Raw genomic sequence first — 22,330 nt, 5'->3', positions numbered from 1 at the left:
CATCCCGTATGGAACGGGGAGCGGCAGGGAGCAAGGGCGGACGACGCTGGAGAGGCACGTCGTCGAGCATTTTCGCCAGATTGGCAAGAAGGGCTGGATGTCCGTGGCCGGGAACCTGTCTTGCAGTTGGTCCGAATGGGCGTTAGAAGCTGCGTATTAACCCGGCAATGAACCGTTCTGGGGCGATGAAGATGATGACGAATCCGATCCCCAAGTGGCAGCTCGTGACCGGCTGGGTGCTCTCGGGCATCCTCGCCCTCGTGTTTCTGCCCAGCGCCTTCTTCAAGATCGCACAGCCCAAGGGCTTCATCGAGGAGTGGTCCAAGAACTACCCCGCCGCCTCCGCCCTGCCGCTTGGGGTCATCGAGCTGACTCTGTTCGTCCTCTACCTCTTCCCGAAGACCCGCTACCTCGGCGGCCTCCTCATGCTCGCCTACCTCGGTGGCGCGGTGGCGACCCACGTCCACGCCGAAGACGGGATGTTCTTCGTGCCGGTCATCATCGGCGTTATCGCGTGGCTCGGGTTGTACCTCCGCGACCAAAAGCTCCGCACTCTCGTTCCACTCGTGGCCGAGTAAGTAAGGAAGGGATAACGGGGACGTCGCGTTTCTAACGGCACCTGCACCGGCTTCGTGGACAAGCCGAGATGTTCGGGAGTCGTCGCGGCGACGGGGCCGTGTTCCATCAATCGGAGCAGGGCCGACGTCGGCGACAGGGACGCCGAGAGCGTTCGGGAGTCCTCTCGCGGACATTGCGGCTCAGGAGACCGAAGACGTTCGGCGGCCGGCGCTGGGCTTGGCGCCGTTGGGGGAGTCCTCGGCCTTGGGCTTGACCCTGCGCGTGAGCACGGCGAAGGGGCTGTCGGCCTCTTGCCGCTTGAGCCTGGCGTAGAGGTAGTTCTCGTAGTTGCAGGGATAGACCGTCAGCTTACCCGACTCGACCTCGATCACCTTGTTCGCCACGGCGCGGATGAAGTGCTCGTCGTGCGAGATGAAGCAGAGCGAGCCCGAATACTCATTCAGAGCTTCTTCGAGCAGGTCGCGGCTGGCGATGTCGAGATGGTTGGTCGGCTCGTCCATCATGATGAAGTTGTGGGCGACGGTGAGGATTCGCGCCAGGCAGAGGCGGGTCTTCTCACCGCCGGAGAGCGACCCGACGGACTTATCGACGGAGTCGCCCGAGAAGAGGAACGCGCCGAGCATCTGCCTCAAGGCGCCTTCGCTGGCACCGGGGTGGACTTCCCGCAGGTTGTCGATCACGGTCGCCTTCATGTCCAGCGCTTCGACCCGGTGCTGGGCGAAGTAGGTGGCGAAGACGTTGCTGCCGAACGCCGCCTCGCCCCGCGTCGCCGTGTGGACGCCCGCCAGCAGCTTCATGAGCGTCGTCTTGCCGGCACCGTTGGGCCCGACCAGCACCACCTTGTCGCCTCGCTCGATCTCCAGGGCGAGGTCGCGATAGACCACCTTGGCACCATAGGAGAAGGTGACGTCGGCGAATTTGGCGACGACCTGGCCGCTCCGACGCGGCTCGGGCAGACGGATTCGGACGGAGGAGTTGTCAGCCCGGGGCGCGTCGATCCGCTCGATCTTGTCCATTGCCTTGAGCCGGCTCTGGGCCCGCCCGGCGGTCGCCGCGTTGGCGCGGTTGCGATCGACGAAGTCCTGCATCTGGCGGATCTTCTTCTGCTGCGTGTCGAACGACGCCTGCTGGACCGCCAGCCGATGCTCCTTCTGCGGGAGGTAGGCCGAATAGTTGCCGGTGTAGGAGTTGAGCTTGCCCAGTTCCAGGTCGAACGTTTTGGTGATGACCCGGTCGAGGAAATCGCGGTCGTGGCAGGTGATCAGGATCGCGCCGGGGTAGGAGCGAAGGAACTCCTCAAACCACTTGACGCTGAGGAGGTCGAGGTGGTTGGTGGGCTCGTCGAGGAGCAGGATGTCGTGATCGAAGGCGAGCAGGCCGCCGAGCGCCAACCGCATCGCCCAGCCTCCCGAGAGGGTGGCGACCGGCGCGTCGAGCTGGGCGACCGAGAACCCCAGGCCCAGCAGGATCGCCTTGGCGCGGGCCTCCATCTCGTAGCCGCCGGCGGCTACGAACGCTTCCATCGCGTCGTCGTAGCCGTCCAGGGCTTGCGGGTCGCCCGCTTCCAGCCCCTTCATGACCTCCTTGAGCCGGAGATCGGCCTCGGTCCAGGGGCCGAGGTGGTTCAACATGTTCTCGAAGACCGTCCCTTCGCGGAGCGGGTGGATCTCCTGCGAGAGATAGCCGATCGAGCACTTGCGGTCGCGGAGCAGTTCGCCGGAGTCCAGCGACTCCTGGCCCATCAACACCTTGAACAGGGTCGACTTGCCCGCGCCGTTCTTCCCGAGCAGACCGATCCGCTCGCCGCGGATGATCGAGGCGTCGATGCCGTCGTAAATCGTCTGATTGCCGAACTTCTTGTGGGCGTTGACCAAACGGATCATCGGGGGAATCGTCTCACGGTTCGGGCGGGAAGGGAGGGGGAGCCGGAACGCCGAATCGAAGTCCGGGAGGGCCCGTCATCGCAATCAGGCGGGGAGAGTCTGAAGAAAGCTAGAAATAGTAACCGAATTGATGGTCTTCGGCAAGGGGCACCCTCGCGAAAGATGGGCTTCCGAGCCTCCGTCTTCCCGAAATCATCATGAGCGACGAGCAGGCCGGCGAGTTCGCGGGGTGGTGCGACCGTGGAGTTCACTCATTCGATCAATCGTATCAGGAGACGACTGCCCCGGGGCGATGGCGGCCTCGCCTCACTTTTTCAGTTCCGGCAGAGGCTCGCCCTGCGGGTAGAACCTCATGGAAACCGAGTTCACGCAGTGCCGCGTGTTCTTCTTCGTGAACTGTTCCCCCACGAAGACGTGGCCGAGATGCCCGCCGCAGTTGTTGCAGAGTATCTCCGTCCGCTGACCGTCGCTGTCCGTCACCTTCTTGACCGAGCCCTCGATCTCATCGTCGAAGCTGGGCCATCCGCAGTCGCTGGCGAATTTATCGTCGGAACGATAGAGCGGCGCGTTGCAACGCCGGCAGACGTAGGTGCCCGGGTCTTTGAGATCGGTGTACTCGCCGGTGAACGCCCGCTGCGTTCCCTTCCCGAGGATCACCCGAGCTTCCTCGGGCGAGAGAGGGTTGTACTTGCCTTGGGCGGCGTCCGGCTTGGCGTTCTCTGCGGGCGGCATCTCGGCGGCTCCTGCAATGGGGGGGGACGGCGACCGGCCGGCGGCCCTCTCCTCCGGCCGGTCAGTTGCATTGCATCCAGCGACGGCGAGGCCGATCATGACGACGGCCGTCTGCCATCGGATCGGACGGGACAAGATCCTGGGCGATTCCACGCGCTATCCTCCGGCGGTCTGTGAACTTACGCGGAAAAAGGGGGGCAGTCCAGGCCTTGGCCTGCTCCTGGTAAGAGCGCTCCGTTCCTCTTCTTGCTCCGAGGTAGCAAAAGCGCTGGGTCCCTCCTCTTGCCTTCTTGGACCCTAAGAGAGCTGGGTCCTTCTTTATGGCCCGTCCCTCTTCTGGGCCGCTAGGCGAATCGCCCCGCGGGACCAACGATTTTGTCCGTTCGACCCAAACGAACGGCCGGGTCGCCACCGGTGTGACGCCCGGCCGCACCGGTCGACGTGCAAATCTCCTCACCTACCGCCGGCCGCGTGGCAGCCGGCGGCGGCAACCATCATCCGACCACCACCGTCGGCGCCGCCGCCGCCGAAGAGCCCGTAGCTCCAGGTCGGCTCGCTTCCGCAGGGTGATCGGAGAACCTGAATCCGATCAGCGTCCCGGGCCGAAGCCGCCGACGCCCAGGCCGGGCCGCACCCCCAGCCCGGACGCCGGCCCGCCGAGGCCTCCCGGGTTGTAGCCGGGCCGGCCGAAGTCGTACCCGCCGGGATAGCCGGCCGTGCCGCCGGTGTACCCGCCGGGATAGCCGGCCGTGCCGCCGGTGTATCCGCCGCCGTAGTAGCCCCCACCAGTTGTGACGTAGTTTCCCGAGGCGTCGTACTGGCCCGTGGCGCCCGTGTAGGCAGCCGCCCCGTAGGTAGCCCCCGAATTACAGTACGTCGTAGTCGGCCTGGCCCGACGCCGGTGGCACGCCTCCGAAGTCGTCGCCCACGCGACGATCAGCATCGAGGCGATCAGCAGACTCCCCCTCAAGGTGCGCGTCATGATGGATTCTCCCATTCGGAGCCGCATGCGCTCGCGAAGAAACTCCACTCTCCCTGTGCAACGCGATGTCGCATAGGCCCGTCCGCGCCACCCTAATGCGCCCCACCCTCAAAGTCGAGACAATCGCAGTAATTGGCAAAAGATTTGTGAATATCATAAATGCGCGGCCGATCCGTGATCGCGACGCCTACGCGGACACGATCCCCGGTGCGGAGGTTGACCTGGGGACGACAGACGGACAAGAAGCGGGCGGCAGGTCGTGGCCGTTTGTCGAGAAGTCCGCCAGCTTTCCAATAAAATGGCAAACCGCCCGGGCGGCGTTGGATGCCTCCCGGGCGGGCTGATGTGACCCCGAGCGCGACTCGATTTCTGGGACCGGCGGCGTCTCGGGCGTTCCAGGCACCGCCGGCGCAACGACAATACGGCTTTTGAATCACCACGCCTTCACGATGGCGGTCTGCATCGAGTAGTCGAACGCTTGCGGTCCGACCAGGGGGAACTCCCAGTAATGCAGGAACCACCAGTTGCCGGTGATCTGGAACCGCGTGCCGGGGCCGACCCCGACGTAGGCGGGCCGACCGCGATCCTCCAGCGGGATGACGACGTTGCAGTTGGCATAGAGCACGAGGTCGCCGAACGGGACATCATGCGGCGTGAAGTAGCGGCCGATCGCCAGGTCGGCGTTGTACGTCGTCTGGGCGCTCGACTCGCCGAACATCAGTTGTCCCCCTGGCGTGGTCACCGGGGCCCCCCGCTGGTCGTTCTTGTTCAGCGGGACATTCACCCCAGTCCCGCCACGCACCACCCAGGCACCGCCCGGGTTGCCCCAGAACGAGTAACGTGGGAACACGGTCATCAGCTTCCCTCCCGTCCCGGTCTGCCCCGTCGGCACGATCGTGCCGAGGGTGAACAACTGTGTAAACGCCTTGCTCTCCGAGAGCAGGAACGACCCGGCGATGGACATGTCGCCGAAGTCCGACCGGTAGCCGCGCCTCGGGTCCTCGGTCCCGTTGGCGACGACGAACGGCACGTTGAGAAACAACTCGAACCGGCGACTGAAGGGCAGGAAGACGGAGTAGTCACCCCGGTATCCATTCCCCCCGAATGGCTTGTTCAGGTTGTTCTGGTAAGTCCCGTTCACAAGCCAGAGCCGGTAGAAGACGCCTTCGAACGATCCCAGCCACCCGTGCCGCGGCGTCAGGCCCGACTGCCCGGCGGGGCCGCCGGCCCAGGGTTCCAACCAGCCCTCGCTGAAGAAGTTGCCGAGCGACAGCGGCCGCCACTTGCCCGGGGCGGAGGCGTCGCCGAAGAGCGACTCGGTGATCGTGTCGAAGAGCCCCATCTCGACCCGGGGCGTCGTCGGTGCCCCGCCATGGCCGGGGTAGTGCGCGGGCCCGGGGACGGTCGTCGGCGTGGGCATCACCTCTGACGCCGTCACGCTGTCGACGATCTCGTCGACAATCTCGTCGGCACGTGCGGTTGGCGTCCCCGTCGGGGGTAACGGTGGGGACGAGTTTTGCGCCCGGGCGCCACCCACGGACGTCAGGAAAGCTGCGGCGAGTACGGCTGCGAACTGGCCACCTCGCAGGCGAAGAGTCTGGCTTCCTGCCATTGGTCTACTCTCTGAGTATGGGATTTCGAGCATCCCCACGGTTCAATCCGGGTGCCCGTAAGTCCGCCGAAGGTAGGCATCGGTCGCCCTGGGGGCGGAGCGACCTGACAATTCTTCATATCTCTTCGGTCAGAGGACAGTTGCGAATTGGCCCGATTTCGATCAAGGCCGTGAAATCGCGATGTCTTAATCGGTTCGTCAGGCTCGCGTAATCGACGGCCGTCGTCGAGTGACCTTCCCCGGCGACCGCTCCGCCTGGCTGCCGGGCCCCGCATTGCCCGGCTTGCTAGAATGCCGGCAGGTTTCTCCGTGATCGACCTTCATCAGGAGTCAGCCATGGCCAGAGTCGTGCGATTTCACGAGACCGGCGGGCCCGAAGTTCTGAAGATCGAGGAGCTGGACGTGCCGCCTCCTGGAAAGGGAGAGGTCCAGATCCGCGTCAAGGCGCTGGGGCTCAACCGCGCGGAGGCGATGTTTCGGAGGGGGCAGTATCTCGAAGACCCCAAGCTTCCCGCTCGGCTCGGTTATGAGGCGGCCGGGACGGTCGCGGCGGTCGGGCCGGGCGTCCAGGGGTTCAAGGTCGGCGACGCCGTCAGCACCATCCCGAGTTTCTCGCTGAACGATTACGGACTTTACGGCGAGCTGGCGAACGCGCCGGTCCATGCGGTGGTCCATCATCCCGCGTCGCTCTCCTGGGTCGACGCGGCGGCGGTCTGGATGCAGTACATCACCGCCTACGGCGCGCTCATCGACATCGCCGGGCTGACGAAGGGCGACACGCTCGTGATCCCGGCCGCGTCCAGCAGCGTCGGCCTCGCCGCCATCCAGATCGCGAACAGGGTTGGGGCCATCCCCGTCGCACTGACGCGCGGTTCGGCGAAGCGGCAGGCGCTCGTCGACGCGGGCGCGGCCCATGTGATCGCCTCCGACGAGCAGGACCTGGTCAAGGAGGTTCTCGGGCTCACGGGCGGCAAGGGGGCGCGGGTCGTGTTCGACCCCGTCGGCGGCCCGACCTTGACGAAGCTCGCGAAGGCGACGGCCCAGCTCGGCATCATCTTCCTCTACGGCGCCCTGAGCACCGAGCCGACGCCACTCCCGTTGTTCGACGTCCTGGGCCGGTGGCTCACCCTTCGCGGGTACGTGATGATGGAGATCACGAGCGACCCCGATCGGCTCGAGCGCGCCACGCGATTCATCAACGAAGGGCTCGCCGACGGCGGCTTCAAGCCGCTCATCGCCAGGACGTTCCCGCTCGACGAGATCGTCGAGGCCCACCGCTACCTGGAGTCGAACCAGCAGGTCGGCAAGGTCGTCGTCACGGTGTGACGCAAGCGGAGCAAACCCAATAGTTCCCGCACGGAAGCGGGACGCTTCGGCGCGGCTCGGTCATCGAGCCGCGGGTGGCCAGCGTCTGCGCCTGAAGTGCCGAAAGCAACTGAAAGAGTGGGTGAGGGGTAGTCCGCAAGCCCACGCGAATGAGATCCCGGGCGGTATCCCACTGCAGGTCCGGGCGTTCCGTGCCGCGCCTTTACGAATTGGTAAGGGTTGGCGGGAATCGGCTCAGATCGGCCAAAAGAAACGCCGACTTACCTCTTGCTCCGGCTCAACCAGTTTGTCAACATTTGCTCAACCTGTCCCGGGCTCGTGATCCAATTATTTCGATGTCCGCACATGAGGTGTTACCCATGCCGAGTCGTGGTATGCGACGCTTGTTGATTGTGGGCGTGCTCGTTGGCTTCCTGGCACCCGCCGGCGGCTGTGGAGGCGATGAATCGGGAACCCAGGTCAAGGTCGACAAGCAGAAGGAAGACGCCGTTTTGAAAGCCATGGGAGGATACATGGAGAAGCAGAAGGAGAAGTCGAAAGCCGGAGGGAAACCCATCAAGTGATGCGTGGGTCGTCAACCGTCGAAGCATGACGGTCCGGGACCGAACTCGCTTCTCCCGACGTCCTTCGGGCTCGCCTCGGTCGGATGAGATCCGTGCGGTGGCTCATGGGGACGTCCCGCTTCCAGCCCTCGATTCTCGTTTCCCGTGTTCTATTCCTCCCCCCTCGACTCTAGAGGAGTCTCCAGATGAACCGAGTCGCTCGCAAAGGCTTTACGCTGATCGAGCTCCTGGTCGTGATCGCGATCATCGCCGTGCTGATCGCCCTGCTCCTGCCGGCCGTGCAGGCGGCCCGCGAGGCCGCCCGCCGCGCTCAATGCACTAATAATTTAAAACAGATCGGGCTGGCGCTGCACAACTATCACACGGGCATAGGCTCGTTCCCCATGGGGAGCACGACCGCCTATTCCGATCCCGGCGTGCAAGCCAGTTGGGGCACCTGGGGCGCGCTGGCTCTGATGCTTCCCTATCTGGAGCAGAAGCCGGCCTATGACGCGATCAACTTCAACTGGACGGCCTGGCAGGGTTCGGGAGCGGCCACGAACACCACCATCTTCACGACCCGTCTCGCCGCCTATGTCTGCCCCTCCGACGGGCTGACGGGCCAGGACAACCTCAACAATTACTTCGGCTCGACCGGCACGACGGTGGGCTACATGAACAACGACGATTCGACCGGGTTCTACGCGCACGGCAGGACCTACAGCGTCGCGAACCTCACCGACGGCACCTCGAACACGATCGCCTACTCCGAGGCGCTGGTGTCCACGACCTTCGGCGGCAAGACGTCGACGAAATGGCGCGACGGCCCCTCCGTGGGCGGCAGCGTCGGCGCCTCGTATTACACCCTGGACGCGACGACGAACGTCCCCGCCCTCACGTCTGATTGGCAGAACTGCAACAACCTTTTCGTCACCACGACGAACTATGGAATGCGGGGATATCGTTGGGGCCTGGGTGGAGAAGGGGAGTCGCTCTTCCAGACGCTGATTCCGCCGAATTCGACCCTCTATCCCTGGAACTCGTGCCGGCTGGATTGCGGAGGGGGGTGCGGGTCGTTGCAGAGCGGCTACTTCAACGTCACCAGCAATCATCCCGGCGGAGTGAATGCGGCGATGGCCGACGGCAGCGTCCGGTTCATGAAGAACAGCATCTCCATGCCGATCTGGTGGGCCCTGGGGACGAAAGCCGGCGGAGAGGTGTTGAGCTCGGACTCGTATTGATTCGGGCCTCGACCGAGCTGAAGCCGAGGCTCGCGAGGCTGGATCTCCTATTCGGACGCCGGTCCCGCGGCTCGCCCTGGGCTCCCGGCGTCCGATTGTAATTTCAAACGAAGAGAGTCTCAGTCGTGACTTCCAACGAATCCGACTCGCCGCCCGGGCCTGTCCCGCCGGGCCCGGGCGAATCCGCCGCCGCGTCCTTCCTCGAAACGACAGCCGGCCGCCGCGACGCGCCGCCGATCCGAGTCTGGGCTCTCGCCCTGACCGCCGGTTTGGTTGCGGCTTTCGCCTCCTGGCTGATCGGAGAGGCGTTCCACGACCGACTCCGGCCGCGACTCCTCTCGACGGGGGGCATCCCCACGGTCGACGAAGCGCGCGAGAGCGCGAATGGCATCAGGGCGGCCGTGGCGTTGCAGTCTAGCCTCGCCATCGGCTCGCTGGGCGCGGCCCTGGGCTTGGCGCTCGGCCTGGCCGGGGGGGCCGCCCGACGGTCCGCGCGATCTGGCATGATCGGGGCGATCTTCGGCACGATCCTGGGGGGCGTCGCTGGAGCTTTGATTCCCCAGGTCCTGTTGCCCCTCTATTTTCGGTTCTACGATCCGGATCGTGACGACCTGCTCCTGGCGATCGTGATCCAGGGCGGGCTCGGCGCCGTCGTCGGCGCCGTCGGGGGGGCGTCGTTCGGGATCGGCAATCGGAGCCCCGTCGCCCGCGCACTGCTGGGAGGACTGCTGGGCGCCGTCGCCGGCGTCGTGATCTACGAGGTCGTGGGGGCCCTGGCGTTCCCGCTCGATCAGACGACCAAGCCGATCTCTGCGACGGCGGGCACGCGCCTGCTCGGCCGGATCATGGTGGCGAGCCTGGCTGCGGCCGGGGCGGCGAAAAGCGCCGGGGCCGCTCGGATCGAGCAGGGGGGCGGGAAGATGTCGGCGCCCCGCACGCGAGTCGGCTAGCGATACAAGTTGAAGATACGGCATGTGGTGATGGGTTGATCACGGGAGTCTCGGGCTCGTATTCGGACCCAGCCGACCGCGATGCCCCATATTCATGAAGCCGGGCGTCCTCCTCGGCGGCGGGCGCTTGCTCGCGGAAGATACGGCAATGTGTCCCTGAAACTATTAGGATTGGTCCTTTTTAATCTTCGGCGATGAAATTGCGCCGGGTTCGGAGAAGGGGGACTTGCGGCGAGGATCAGAGCAAGATAGGCTGAGGAAAGGAGTCGAAGTCGATTCGCACTTCTCGCTCGTTCGCTCCACCCGTCATATGTAGTGCAGCCGATCACCGCGAGATCCAATTCGGGGCATTATGAAGGTATTCGCGCCGGAGAGACGGATTGGAGTGTGGGTCGGGGCGCTCATCGCGCTGCTGGCTTGCAGCCATCTCGCCCCGTCGCAGGCCCGGGCTGGCTGCTCGTACTATGTGTTGCATCGATCGACGTCGGGCGATATGGCCGATCACCTTGATCCGCTGGTCTCCGGCATGGCCATGACGCTTGCGGGTGAGCCTTCGCACTCGGACGGCCCGCGTCGGCCCAAGCCCTGCTCGGGCCCGTCGTGTTCGGGTTGGCCGGACTCGCCGACTCCCCCGTCGGTCTCGGCGACCAAGTTCGTCGAGCCGTGGGCTTACCTCGCCCCGCTCTGGTCGCGACCGGAGATCGACTCGGCGCTTCTCCCCATTTCCTCCCACGACCTCTGCCCGATCCATCGGGGCGAGCCCATCCACCACCCTCCGCGATCGATCGCGGCCCCCCCCGTCGCCTGACTACAACAACGTCCGCAGGGTCGGCCGCGCCGGGGTCGGTTGCGCCGCGACGTCCCGAGGTTCTGTGATCCGAACCGCGTGTAGGCCGCGCCCGGCCCGCTGCGATTCGTGCTCGGCTCGGTCCGTCCTGGCGCCGAGAGACCTTGCGCGCCCCTGCCACCGCGCGATGCAACGTGAATCGTCAGCCTCGCCGGCCGGCCGCATTCGGCCGCGCCCGAGGAGGCGCTGCGCTCAAGGTGCGCGCCGCTCCTCATTATTAATAGGTTTGAACATAATTTGAATTGATCCCACGATCTCGAAACGAGGACCTCATGATCCACCGACGCTCCGGCTTCACCTTGATTGAACTCTTGGTGGTCATCGCGATTATCGCCGTGCTGATCGCCCTGTTGCTTCCCGCCGTGCAATCGGCGCGCGAGGCGGCTCGGCGGTCGCAATGCACGAACAACCTCAAGCAGCTTGGCCTGGCGGTCCATAACTACATGGACGTCCACGGCCGCTTGCCGATCGGCCGGGGAACCCGCCCCCCGCAGCCGTACACGATCACATCCCGGTACAACTACTCGGGGTTCGCCCAGATCCTCCCGTTCATGGAGCAGAATCCGATCTTCTCATCGATCAACTTCAATTTGACGGCGACGACGACGGACGGCAACACCACGGCGCAGCGGACCGCGATCGCCTCGTTCCTCTGCCCGTCCGACGCCGTGACGACGCCCGTCGAATCCGCGGGCGTCAACTATCGATTCAGTGAAGGGTCGAGCATCTGCTATTCGTACGGCGAGACCGACACAGGGAACACGAACACGATGCTCCCCGCGCCCGACGGCCCGTTCTTCGCCGAGCGCTCGATCAGGCTCTCCCAGATCACCGACGGGACCAGCAACACCGGTCTGACCTCCGAGCGCCTGATGGGCGATTTCAACCAGGGGATCGCGACCCCGAGCCGCGACGTCTACAACACGACCTACTTTCCGGCGACCCCGGAGGAAGCGTCCCTGGATTGCGAGGCCTGGGACTCCACGCAGGTTTCCGCGAGCGGCGAATCGGGCAGCGGAGCCCCCTGGCTGGACGGATTCCTGCACACCGCGATCTACAAGCACATTTCGACTCCGAACAAGAAGTCGTGCTACTTCCGGCCGACGCGGCTGGTGATGACCGTCAGCAGCCTGCACCCCGGCGGAGTCAACGTGGGGTTCGCGGACGGCTCCGTCCGCTTCGTGAAAAACTCCATCGACCGCATCACCTGGCGGGCGATCGGCTCGATGAACGGCGGCGAAGTCGTCTCCTCCGACTCGTACTGACCGGCAACTCGATCGAACGGGAGGCTTATTCGTGTTGATGTATAAGTATAGTTTCGTCGGTTTTCGATTCCTCTCCCTCGTGATCCTGCTCGTCGCGACGGGTTGCGGCTCGGGCGCCGCGCCGGTCGCGGCCGACGAGGATCAGGCCAGAAAGATGCTCGACCAGGCGCTCGCCGCCTGGCAGAAGGGCGAGACCGTCGAAGCCCTGAAGAACGGCTCGCCGTCGATCACGGTGTCGGATCCCAAATGGGAACGCGGAGACGTCCTCAAGAAATTCGAAGTCGACGGCGGCGGCAAGCCGTCGGGCGCGGAACGGACCTTCACGGTCAAACTCTGGTTCGCGGACGCCAAGGGTAAAGAGGTCCGCGAGCAGGTGGTCTACAGGGTCGGCACAGACCCGATCATCACCGTCTTTCGTTCCCTCTTTTAGCTAGCCGCGGGCTCGTTCTTACACTCACTCGATCAGGAACTCCAATCATGATCCTCAAGACTACGCGTCTCCCCTTGCTCGGGATGGGACTGCTCATGAGTTCTTTGCTGACGATCCAATCGACACGGGCCGACGACTCCGCGGCTGCCGTGAGCGATGCGGAAGGCTGGAAGCGGCTGCCAAAGACGGAACGCGGAGGGGAGGGCCCCTTGCCGGTCTGGGCGAAGGCCGTGGCCGCGCGGCTTCCCCGGACGGCCGCCGCGATGCTCGAACTCGACTTCGCGCAGCGGACCAAGAGCCCCCTCGATCCCGCCTTGCGCGCCAAGATGCGGTGGGTGATCGCCTCGGCCAACCGATGCGCCTACACCCAGGCTTACGCCCTGGCCGATCTCAAACGCACGGGCGCCACGGAAGCCGCGATCAAGACCCTGACCGGCGATCCGGAACAATGGCCCGAGGCCGACCGCGAGCCCCTCGAATTCGCTCGATTGCTGACGGTCGCCGCCCCGACGATCCCCGACGCCCTCTTCGCGAGACTTCGCGAGAAATACGGCGACAAGGGGGTCGCCTCGATGGTCCTGCTCGCGGCTTACGGCAACTTCCAGGACCGGATCATCCTCGGCCTGGGCCTTCCCCTGGAGGTCGGCGGTCCACTGCCGCCGATCGACGTCAAGTTCGTCCCCGGCACGATCCAGATGACTCCGCTGCCGCAGCCCCCGCAGTCGAAGCAGCACCTCCTGGAGTCCGGCGAGACGGTCGTCGACCGCGATCCCGAGTGGTCGCAGGCGTCGTACGACGAGTTGCAGGCGCGGCTCGAACGTCAGCGAGCCCGGACGCCTCGGCTGCCCATCCCGTCGTGGGACGACGTGAAGAAGACGCTCCCCCCCGCGATGACTGTGCGGCCGATCAAGATCGTTTGGACTCTCGTCTGCCTCGGCTACGTTCCCGAACTGGCGATCCCCTGGAACCACGCGACCCGCACCCTTTGGGCCGAGTCCAAGCCGGACAGAGTCTTCGAAGAAAGCCTCTTCTGGATCCAGACGCGGGCGATCCAGTGCAACTACTGCATGGGGCACTGCGAGATGTTGATGGAGGTCGCCGGACTCGACAAGAAGGAAATCGCCGAACGGACCCGCAGGCTGGCGAGCGACGACTGGTCGGCGTTCCCCCCCGCCGAGCAGCGGTCGTACGCCTACGCCCGCAAACTCTCGAAGACCCCGTGGGCGCTCACGGCCGACGATTACAAGGCGCTGGAGAAAGATCTGGGGCCGGACATGGGCCTGGCCACCTTCTGGTGGCTCTGCCGGGGGCTCTACATGACCCGCGTCTCCGACGGCTTCCAACTCCCACTCGAACGCGAAAACGTGTTCCAGAATTTTTATCCGAAGAAGCCAGAGGACGAAGCCAAAGCCAAATCGCGCTGAGCGACGAGGCTTGGACTCCTCGTCAAACCAGGACGCCGGAGCTCCAGGGGACGATCCCCCTGGAGTTCCGCTTACATCGACTTACACCTCGTTTCTTCAACTTCGAGGCTATTTGATGCACCTAACCACGAGTTCCTCCTTATTCGGGATTCTCGCCATGGGACTTCTCCCGGCCGCGGCGTCCGCCGATCCCTCCCGAGAACGTGAGCCCACGATCCCTTTGCTGAGCGTCGAAGACGCCTGGCACGCTCTGCCGCCGGTGGAGAAGGGTTCCGGACAGCCGTTGCCGTCGTGGGCGCGGGCGCTCGCCGGGCCGTTGCCTCGCACGACCGCCGCGCTGCTGCGGCTCGATTTCGTCCACCGGACTCGCAACCCGATCGACCCGAAGCTGCGGGCCCAGATGCGCTGGGTCGCCGCCCACGCCAACGGCTGCGCTTACTCCGAGGCCTACGCGCTGGCCGACGCCCGGCGCGCGGGAGTCGACGACGCGGCGATCGGCGCCCTGACGAAAGCGGACTACTCGAAGCTGTCGGCGGGCGAGAAGTCGGCGCTCGAGTTCGCGCGCAAGATGACCCTGGAATCGTCGAAGGTCACCGACGCCGAATTCTCCGAACTGGTCGGGCATCACGGCGAAGGGAATGCCGTGGCGATGGTTCTCCTGCTGGCCTACTCCAACTTCCAGGACCGGCTGCTCACTTGCCTGGGCTCGCCCCTGGAGTCCGGCGGACCGCTGACGCCCGTCGAGGTCGTCTTCGCACCGTCGGCGACGCAGTCCGGGATGCTCGCCTTCCCGAAGAGCAAGACGACGCTCGGCAAGCCCACGGGGAAGGACCTGATCGACGACGATCCGGAGTGGCTCGGCGTCGGCTATGACGAGTTGCAGGAGAAGCTCGAACGCCAGCGGAGCAAGACGACCCGCGTCCGCGTGCCGAGCTGGGAGGAGGTCGTCCGCGGCCTGCCGAAGGGCTTCACGCCCAGCCGAAAGCCGGTCCGGATCGTTTGGACGCTGGTCTGCCTGGGCCATCAGCCCGAGCTCGCCTCGGCCTGGGAGACTCTGATGCGAACCGCCGGCGCGGAGTCGCGCGGGAAGCTCGATCGCGTCCTCTCACAGGGCCTTTTCTGGGTCGTCACCAAGGCCGTCGACTGCCCGTACTGCATGGGGCATTGCGAGATGAACTGGGAGGTCGCCGGCCTGACGAAGCCCGAGATCGCCGAGCGGAGCAAGGCCCTGGCCGGCGACGACTGGTCGGGCTTTCCTCCCGATGAGCAGCGCGTGTTCGCGTTCGCCCGCAAGCTCACCCGCAGCCCGGCCACGATCTCGTCCGAGGACGTCGAGGGGATCAAACGCGATTTCGGCATCGACCGGGCGGTGAACGTCCTGGTGTACGCCTCGCGTTGCAACTACATGGTCCGCGTCTCCAACGGCTTCCAGCTCAGCCTAGAGCGCGACAACGTCTTCTTCGACTATTACTCCGACGCCCCGACGCAGGCCAAGCCCGCGCCGAATTCCTCGGGACGTTGAACCGGCCGCCCGCGCCGCCCTCGCGCCGGCGATCGAGGCGGCGCGGCGTGTCAGCGTCGTGCGTTGGCCCGGATCATCGGCTGATCGGGCGGGAAGGCGCCCTCGAAAAACTCCTTGAGCGGTCCGTCGAACTGCGCGGCGCGGACGGCGCTCCAGGTGGATTGGTTTCCGGTGGCGTAGTAGATGTAGGTCTTGCCTTCCCACTCGAACAGATCGACGTCCGAGTTGTTGATCCCTTCTCCATCTGATGCTTCGAGGATCGGATTGAGGGGGCTCAGCTCCCAGTCGGCGAGGTCCTTGGAGCGGGCGAGGTACGAGATCCACCCCTTGTGACCTTCGACGGCCGCGTGCAGATAGATTACGTAGTAGTACGGAGCGACGAAGCGGACCACCGGGCACGCGCTGTATTCGTTGTTCACGCCGGTGAAGATCAGGCCGGGGATTTTGTCCCAATGGGCGAGGTCTTTCGAGCGGGCGAATTTGAAGCAGAAGGAGACCGGGTTGTTCGATTCGTAGGCCATCAAATAGCCCTGGTCGTCGCGGCAGACCGAGACGTTGAGCAGCGCTTCGCCCGGCCCTTGCTCGACGGCGAGTTCGCGACGCCAGGTTTTCAGATCGGTCGATGTGAAGCGATAGATGCTGTGGAACCAGTTCTTGTCGCCTTCGCTCGCGAAGACGCTCAGTTCATCTCCGTTCACGATCGCGTTGGCGAACGAGTGCCCTTCGCCGAACCGCGCGACCTCCTCGCCAGTGACGAGGTCGCGGATGTAAAGGTACATCGACTTGCCGTATGCGTCGGTGTGGACCTTCGTGTCGTCGCGATGGTTGAGGACCAGCAGGGGCCGGCTCTTGAACACGACCGGCGTGTTCTCCATCCCCTGGGAAATCGCGAACGGAAGCTTCACCAGACGCGGCCCGGCGGGGGGCGCCGGCGCGGGGTCGACGATCCTCGGGGGAGCGAGCCGGGCGAACAGGTCGGACGGCCACGCTCCTCGTCGCTCGAATCCATCGGGCACGGACTGCTTGAATTGAACGTAGGCCGACGTCTTACCCTTGGTGGTGTAGCTGACGGCCTTGCCGTCGTCGCCGGGCGTGAAGACGCTGTATCCGGCCAGCTCGCAATCTAGCAGGTCGACGTGGAGCCGGCCCGTCGGACCGTGGCCTTGCGTGCAGACGACGCCCGTCGAGCGGCCTCCCATCTCGGGTTGGGTGAAGTTGAGCACGATCAACCGGCAGCCGACGAACCTCGCTCGCGCGGAATGGCTGGCGTACGACATGGCCACGGCGTTGTCGGGATGGACCATCGTGCAGTCTTCGAAGACGACGTGCGGGTGCTCGGGCATCGACTTTTCCCACCCTCCAAGCAGGACAGCGGCGGTGTCGCCCACCCAGTCGAGCGCCAGGAAATAGCAGCGGCGGAAGACGCTGGGCTCGCCCGGACGCGCGGTCGGATAAACCACGCCGCCTCCGAACGCGCGGCCGGTCCCCACGCAATCCTCGACCACGACCGTGAATCCTTCGCCGCTCTTTTCGGTGAGATCCCAGAACAGGCCGGCGTCGCCCCCGGCTGTGTACAATCGGCGCAAGATCCAGCGATCCCAGACGATGCTGGAGAAGGTCTCCTTGTTATTGCCGTTCGGCCAGTGTTTGTCGGACGCCCGAATCGTGCTCCACCAATCCCAGCTCTTGAATCCCTTGATGGGATCTCCCGAATCGACGACGACCCAGCCCTTCGCCCCGGAACCGAGGCGGCCGTCGAAATCGCAGAGCAGGGCGTTGTACGCTCCCGCCGCTCCCTTCTTCGAGGGCGCCAGATTGGCTTCCGCGTAGACGTCGGGTCGGACGACGATCCGATGCCCCCCTTGATCGTCGGGGACCGCGCTGAGAGCCGCTTGAATCGTGGTGAAGGCCGACTTCCAGGTTCGGCCGTCCGAGCCGTCCCCCAGCTTCGAGACGTAAATCGTCGTTCCGCGCCGGCCCGCATAGTCGGGGGCCGTCGGGTCCGACGAGGCCGCGCCCGAGGGAGTCGCCAAGAGTCCCACGACGCAAGCCGCCGTGATCGCCTGAAATTCCAATCGGAATGGCCGCATGTTGAACGACACCCTGTCTCATGAAACGGTTGGACCGACGGTCGAAGTTCGCCGCCTCGCTCGAACCTGGCATGCAAGGCGGCGCCCATTGTACAGGCCGCACCCGCGCCGGGAACTCGGGCGATGCGAATCCGGGTCCCGAAATCGGCCGGTGGGGGGGCTAGAGCCGTAGCTTGTCAACAATGAGGCGTTCGCGTTAGCCTGGGGGTAACGATCGAGTCCGAGGCCGACGCCCGGGCGAGGGCGGGATGGTTCAGGGATAAGGACGCCGAGTCGAACGCCCGGACGGGCCCAGGAGGCGAGTCATGTCGGTCGGCGATCGACCGCAGCGTGAAGAGAACCAGCTCGCCGATTTCCTGAAGCGGATTCAGGAGGGAGACGAAGGCGCCGCGCGCGAGCTGCTTCAGCGGTTTGAGCCCGAGGTTCGGCTCGTGGTCCGCAGGCAGCTTCCGAGGCTGCTGCGGTCGCGGTTCGACTCGCTCGATTTCTTGCAGAGCGTCTGGGGGAGCTTCTTCCGTCGGATGCGCGACGCACCCACCGATTTCGAAGATTCGCGGCATCTTGTCGCCTTTCTGGCCCGGGCTGCGAAGAATAAAGTGATCGATGAGTATCGTCGCGCCGCCAGCTTGAAGAACGATATGCATCGGGAGGAACCGCTCTGGGGCGACGGCCGTCGTCCCAAGGAGGTGGCCGACCCGATCGATTCCCCCAGCGAGGTGGCGCAGGCTCATGAAGTCTTCGATCGTCTGCACGCGCTTTTGCCTGAGGAGCGCAGGACGATGCTGGAGTTGAAGGCCGAGGGCCTTTCGAGCAAAGACATCGGCGACCGTCTGGGCGTCAGCGAGCGGACCGTACAGCGCGTCCTCGAAGAACTTCGGCGGCGCATGGAGACGGAGTGGGAGCCGGGGGGATGAGCGTAGCCGCCTGGGGGAGGACGTGGGAGGACGCCTCGACGCCCTCCGCGGCCCGCCTCACACGACGATACGAACAAGCCTGGCGCGACACCGCCGCCTCGGGACCGCCCCCCGACCCTCGCTCGTTTCTCGCGAGCTGGACCGAGGCGGCCGGCTTCCCCGGCGCGCGGCTGGCGGTCTTCCGCACCGATATGTCGCTGCGATGGGAGGCCGGCCAACGGCCCGAAGCCGACTGGTACATCCAGCACTTCCCCGAGCTGGGCGAAGACACGATCGTCGCCCTGATCTACGAGGAATTCTGCCTCCGCGAAGAGGCCGGCGAGACGCCCCAGCCGTCGGCCTTCCTCAGCCGCTACGCCTCGTTCTCCGAATCGCTGCGGCGGGTTCTCGACATTCACCTGCTCGTGGGCTCGGGGTCGGCCTCGGCGCTGCCGCTGGCCTCGACGTCGGTCGGCCCGGGCGAGCGGCCCGGCCGCGTCGCGTTCCCGGAGGCCGGCCAGGTGGTCGCCGGCTTCGAACTGGTCGAGGAACTCGGGCGCGGCTCGTTCGCCCGGGTCTTCCTCGCGCGCGAGATTCATCTCGCCGATCGGCTGGTGGCGCTCAAGCTGAGCCTGCGCGGCTCGCGCGAGCCCCAGACGCTCGCCCGGCTCCAGCACACGCACATCGTGCCGGTGTACTCGCACCGTGTCGATCCGGAGTCCGATCTGAACCTGCTCTGCATGCCGTATTTCGGCCGCGTCACCCTGGCGCAGATCCTCGCCGAGGTCGCGCGGTCGGCCGACGGCGAGACCCTGACCGGTTGCACGCTGGTCGAGGCGCTCGACCGGCTCGAACCGTCCGACGGCTCGACGTCGGGGCCGTCGACCGGGCGCAAGGCCCTTTCCGAACGGACGTACGCGCAGGCCGTCGCCTGGTGGGGGGCGCGGTTGACCGAGGCGCTCGGGCACGCCCATGACCGCGGGGTGCTGCACCGAGACGTCAAGCCGTCGAACGTCCTGATCGCCGCCGACGGCACGCCGATGCTTCTCGACTTCAACCTGGCACACGAATCGATCGTCGAGGACGAGCGCAGCCGCGCCGCGGCCAACCTCGGGGGGACGGTCGATTACATGGCGCCCGAGCACCTCGAAGCGCTGGCCGAGGCCCGCTCCGACTACATCGACGCGCGCTCGGATCTTTACTCGATGGGCGTTTTGCTGTTCGAGGCGACGCTAGGCCGCAAGCCGTTCCAACCGCCTCGCAAGGCCGGATCGATCGCCGAGAGCTTGCTGAGCGCCGCCGACGCCCGGCGCCGCGACTCGAGCGCGCTCTTCGCGTCGAAGGGGGAGATCCCGGCGGCCTTGCAGGCGGTCGTGGGGCGTTGCCTTGCGCCCGACCCGGAAGACCGTTACCAGTCGGCTGCCGAGCTGACCGCCGATCTTCAGGCCGTCGCCGACGATCTGCCGCTCATCCACGCGCGCGAGCCGTTCTGGAGCCGGACCGCGCGCCGGCTCCGCCGCAATCGGCTCCGCCTCGCGGCCGCGGCCTTGATCCTGGTCTCTTGCTCGGTGATCGCCGTCGCGGTCGTCAACCGGAGCGTCGAGCGGGCCGAGCGGCTCGAGCATGGGAATCAGAACTACGACCAGGGCAAGATCGATCTGGATCAGGAGAGGTTCGAGAAAGCCAAGCTCCAGTTCGAGGCGGCCTCGCAGCTCGCGAGGCGATCCGAGGTGGGAATCTGGGGCCGCCTGTTCCGCTGGCGCGGCGCCGAAGGCGTCGTCGGCGGAGCCCGGCTCACGCCCCACGGGCGCGAGAGCTACTACAGCTTCGAGGAACTCGACCAGAAGGCGCGCGAGAAGGCCAAGCTCGCCGATCGGTACGCGACCACGCGGGGCCACGCCGAGGATCTGCACACCGCCGCAGATGGTCTACGGATGCGGCTGATCGGCCTGGGCGAAGACCTCCCAGGCGCCGTCCGCGAGCTTCAGGAGCAACTCGGACCGTTTCACGTACTGAACTCGCGAGACGACTGGACCAGCCCCGAACACATCTGGTGGAGCCTGCTCGACGAGCCGCGCCGCGTCCGCCTCAAACGCGAAGTCGACGAGTTGCTGTTTCTCTGGATGGCGGGGGTCGAGGCCGCGTTCCGCACGACCGGGAAAGGCGCCTCCGAAGCGAGTCGCGAATCACTCCGCCTGGCTCTGGACGTCTGCGACAGGGCGCTGAGCTTTGCCGAGTCGAAGGCCCCCTGGCAGTCGCTCCGGGAGCGTATCCGCGCGCTCATGGACGACGACGCTCCCGCCGGCCTCTCGGAGGGTTTCGAACCCCAGGCCCCGGAGCCGGCCTTGGACGTGGAGCGTTCGGCCCTGGCCTGCTTCCAATGGGGACTTCTGAATTCGAGCCTGGGCAACCGAGGCCGCGCCCGCCTCTGGTTGCAACGCGCCGTGCGGCTTGAAGGGTCGAACTACTGGTATCAGTTCTACCTTGGGTTTCTCGAAGACCAGGCTGGGCTTCGCAACGACGCCGTCCACCAATACAGCATTGCCGCGGCGCTCAAGCCGGAGTCGCCCTGGGTGCTGTTCAGCAGGGCCCGGCTCTACCGGATGAAGGGGCTCTGGTCCTGGGCGATCGTCGACCTGGAACGGACGCTGGTCCTGATGCGGGACCGGAAGGAAGTGGTCCAGGTCCGACTCGAACTGGGATACGTCCACCAGGCGCTCGGCGACTTCGCGCGAGCCCGCGAGCAGTATGACGCCGCGCTGAAGGTCGATCCGGACGGCCCCCTGGGCCGCGCGGCGCGGCTCAACCTCGCCAACATCGACGCCGAGTCGGGGCTGGTCGAGCGCGCGCACGCCGGCTATGACGCGGTTTTGAAGCTCGACCCGAACGATTCGGCGGCTCGATACAGCCGGGCGCTGCTCGACCTCCGGATGGGCCGTCCCCAGGCGGTCGCCCCGGCGCTCGACGTCTTGATCGCGAGGGAATCACGGGGAGTCGCCCTCGGCGACCTTCTGGCGACCCGCGCCGTGGTCCGGATGATGCTGCGCCGCGAGGATGAAGCGGTCGCCGACGCGACCGAGGCGAGGAGGCTCGATTCCTCGCCGGCCCACGATCGCCTGGTGCAACGGACGCTGCTCAGAGCCGGCCGGTACCGCCAGCTTCGGCTCAATCGGCCGGAGGAGCTGGCCCTGTTTCCGCTTGGGGGCGCCGCGCTGGAAGCCGACCTCGTCGCGGCGGAAGCGGCGATCGCCGATCGAGCCCCGAGCGACCCTGGCGAGGTCTACCGCGACCATCTCACGCGCGCCGTGATCTTGTCGGCCCTGGGCCGGCACGCGGCGGCCCTCGCGACGGCCGATCGCGCGCTGGCGGCCTCCAATCAGAACTCGGCGAGCGCCCATCTCGTCGCGGCTCGCGTGGCCCATCGAGCGGGGGGCCGAAGCCGGGCCGCGCGCGAGATCGAACGAGGGTTGACGCTTCAGCCCGACGAGCCCGGCTTGCTCGAACTGCGGGGCTTGCTGCGGACCGAATCTGGTCATCCCGAATCGGCCGTCGGCGATCTCGATCGGGCCGTTTCGAAGTCCGACGACCCGTTCACACACGCCGGCCGGGCCGAGGTTCTGCTTGCCCTCCGCCGGGTCGATGAAGCCGCGGACGAGTGGACGCAGGCGCTCCGCCGCGATCCCGAGCTTCCCGCCGCGTATCTCGGCCGGGCGCGGTGCTATTTGGCGTTCCGGTCGCCGTTGTGGGAGCTGGCGCTGGCCGACCTCGAACACGCGTCGTCCTGGGCGCAGAACGACCTGAAGCTGGAGCTTCGCATCCTCGCGACCTACGCCCGATGCCTGCGAGAACGCCCCGACCGCGTGCCGCGATGGCTGACCTTGCTTCACCGCGCCGCGATCCACGCCTGGCTTCGAATGCCGAAAGCCCGAAGCGCCAGCGAGTGAATCGTTTTTTCGGAAGCCGTCTCGCTCGGCGGCGGCCATCCGGGCCAAGCACTCACTGGCCCTTGGGC

The 22,330-nt window shown here is 66.0% G+C and carries 16 protein-coding genes and 1 pseudogene; 12 read left to right on the top strand and 5 right to left on the bottom strand.

What is annotated here, in order from left to right:
* Nucleotides 1-191 precede the first annotated feature (191 nt).
* Entirely contained in the window at nucleotides 192-578 is a 387-nt protein-coding gene (locus BSF38_RS11130) for a DoxX family protein (protein ID WP_237170845.1), read from the top strand.
* Nucleotides 579-758: 180 nt separating this feature from the next.
* Here the strand turns inward: BSF38_RS11130 and BSF38_RS11125 are convergent, their stop codons facing one another.
* From BSF38_RS11125 to BSF38_RS11105, 4 genes are all read right to left on the bottom strand, one after another.
* Nucleotides 759-2,462, bottom strand: a complete 1,704-nt coding sequence (locus BSF38_RS11125) for an ABC-F family ATP-binding cassette domain-containing protein (protein ID WP_083712871.1) — start codon at nucleotides 2,460-2,462, stop codon at nucleotides 759-761.
* A gap of 306 nt (nucleotides 2,463-2,768) precedes the next feature.
* Nucleotides 2,769-3,194, bottom strand: coding sequence for a methionine-R-sulfoxide reductase (locus BSF38_RS11120; protein ID WP_076345592.1), 426 nt, complete (start codon nucleotides 3,192-3,194; stop codon nucleotides 2,769-2,771).
* Nucleotides 3,195-3,783: 589 nt separating this feature from the next.
* Nucleotides 3,784-4,176 (bottom strand): hypothetical protein, encoded by a 393-nt coding sequence (locus tag BSF38_RS31695; protein ID WP_210405710.1) that lies wholly within the window; start codon nucleotides 4,174-4,176, stop codon nucleotides 3,784-3,786.
* A 433-nt stretch (nucleotides 4,177-4,609) separates the two neighbouring features.
* Nucleotides 4,610-5,614 carry a hypothetical protein gene (locus BSF38_RS11105; RefSeq protein WP_145952074.1) on the bottom strand — a complete coding sequence of 335 codons (1,005 nt, stop codon included), beginning with the start codon at nucleotides 5,612-5,614 and terminating at the stop codon, nucleotides 4,610-4,612.
* Nucleotides 5,615-6,124: 510 nt separating this feature from the next.
* Between BSF38_RS11105 and BSF38_RS11100 the strand changes: the two genes are divergently transcribed.
* The 9 genes and pseudogenes from BSF38_RS11100 (at nucleotide 6,125) to BSF38_RS11065 (ending at nucleotide 15,335) form a co-directional block, all read left to right on the top strand.
* Entirely contained in the window at nucleotides 6,125-7,114 is a 990-nt protein-coding gene (locus BSF38_RS11100; protein ID WP_076345586.1) for a zinc-dependent alcohol dehydrogenase family protein, read from the top strand.
* A 374-nt stretch (nucleotides 7,115-7,488) separates the two neighbouring features.
* Nucleotides 7,489-7,677, top strand: coding sequence for a hypothetical protein (locus BSF38_RS30675; RefSeq protein ID WP_145952073.1), 189 nt, complete (start codon nucleotides 7,489-7,491; stop codon nucleotides 7,675-7,677).
* A 185-nt stretch (nucleotides 7,678-7,862) separates the two neighbouring features.
* Entirely contained in the window at nucleotides 7,863-8,897 is a 1,035-nt protein-coding gene (locus BSF38_RS11095) for a DUF1559 family PulG-like putative transporter (protein WP_076345584.1), read from the top strand.
* Nucleotides 8,898-9,022: 125 nt separating this feature from the next.
* Complete coding sequence (locus BSF38_RS11090) at nucleotides 9,023-9,847, top strand: hypothetical protein (RefSeq protein WP_076345582.1); 825 nt, start codon at nucleotides 9,023-9,025, stop codon at nucleotides 9,845-9,847.
* Between the two features lie 385 nt (nucleotides 9,848-10,232).
* Nucleotides 10,233-10,655, top strand: coding sequence for a hypothetical protein (locus tag BSF38_RS11085; RefSeq protein ID WP_145952072.1), 423 nt, complete (start codon nucleotides 10,233-10,235; stop codon nucleotides 10,653-10,655).
* Between the two features lie 311 nt (nucleotides 10,656-10,966).
* A complete protein-coding gene (locus tag BSF38_RS11080; RefSeq protein ID WP_076345578.1) occupies nucleotides 10,967-11,959 on the top strand; it encodes a DUF1559 family PulG-like putative transporter in 993 nt (330 codons plus the stop codon).
* 31 nt (nucleotides 11,960-11,990) lie between these two features.
* Entirely contained in the window at nucleotides 11,991-12,389 is a 399-nt protein-coding gene (locus tag BSF38_RS11075; RefSeq protein ID WP_145952071.1) for a hypothetical protein, read from the top strand.
* A 92-nt stretch (nucleotides 12,390-12,481) separates the two neighbouring features.
* Nucleotides 12,482-13,813, top strand: a pseudogene (locus BSF38_RS11070) (carboxymuconolactone decarboxylase family protein); the annotation flags it as partial.
* A gap of 157 nt (nucleotides 13,814-13,970) precedes the next feature.
* Nucleotides 13,971-15,335: a carboxymuconolactone decarboxylase family protein gene (locus BSF38_RS11065; protein WP_076345572.1), complete on the top strand. Its 1,365-nt coding sequence runs from the start codon at nucleotides 13,971-13,973 to the stop codon at nucleotides 15,333-15,335.
* Between the two features lie 50 nt (nucleotides 15,336-15,385).
* Here the strand turns inward: BSF38_RS11065 and BSF38_RS11060 are convergent, their stop codons facing one another.
* On the bottom strand, nucleotides 15,386-17,425 hold the full coding sequence (locus BSF38_RS11060) for a glycoside hydrolase family protein (RefSeq protein ID WP_145952070.1): 2,040 nt from the start codon (nucleotides 17,423-17,425) through the stop codon (nucleotides 15,386-15,388).
* A 305-nt stretch (nucleotides 17,426-17,730) separates the two neighbouring features.
* Here BSF38_RS11060 and BSF38_RS11055 point away from each other — a divergent pair, with 305 nt between their 5' ends.
* Complete coding sequence (locus tag BSF38_RS11055; protein WP_076345568.1) at nucleotides 17,731-18,339, top strand: RNA polymerase sigma factor; 609 nt, start codon at nucleotides 17,731-17,733, stop codon at nucleotides 18,337-18,339.
* Nucleotides 18,336-22,262 carry a protein kinase domain-containing protein gene (locus BSF38_RS11050; protein ID WP_076345566.1) on the top strand — a complete coding sequence of 1,309 codons (3,927 nt, stop codon included), beginning with the start codon at nucleotides 18,336-18,338 and terminating at the stop codon, nucleotides 22,260-22,262. The genes BSF38_RS11055 and BSF38_RS11050 overlap by 4 nt, the downstream gene beginning before the upstream one ends.
* The last annotated feature ends 68 nt before the right edge of the window (nucleotides 22,263-22,330 follow it).

The sequence above is a fragment of the Paludisphaera borealis genome, from assembly GCF_001956985.1.
In the GTDB taxonomy this organism is placed as follows: domain Bacteria; phylum Planctomycetota; class Planctomycetia; order Isosphaerales; family Isosphaeraceae; genus Paludisphaera; species Paludisphaera borealis.
Note: the sequence above shows the minus strand (reverse complement) of the source record. Positions and strands in the feature narration are given on the sequence as shown.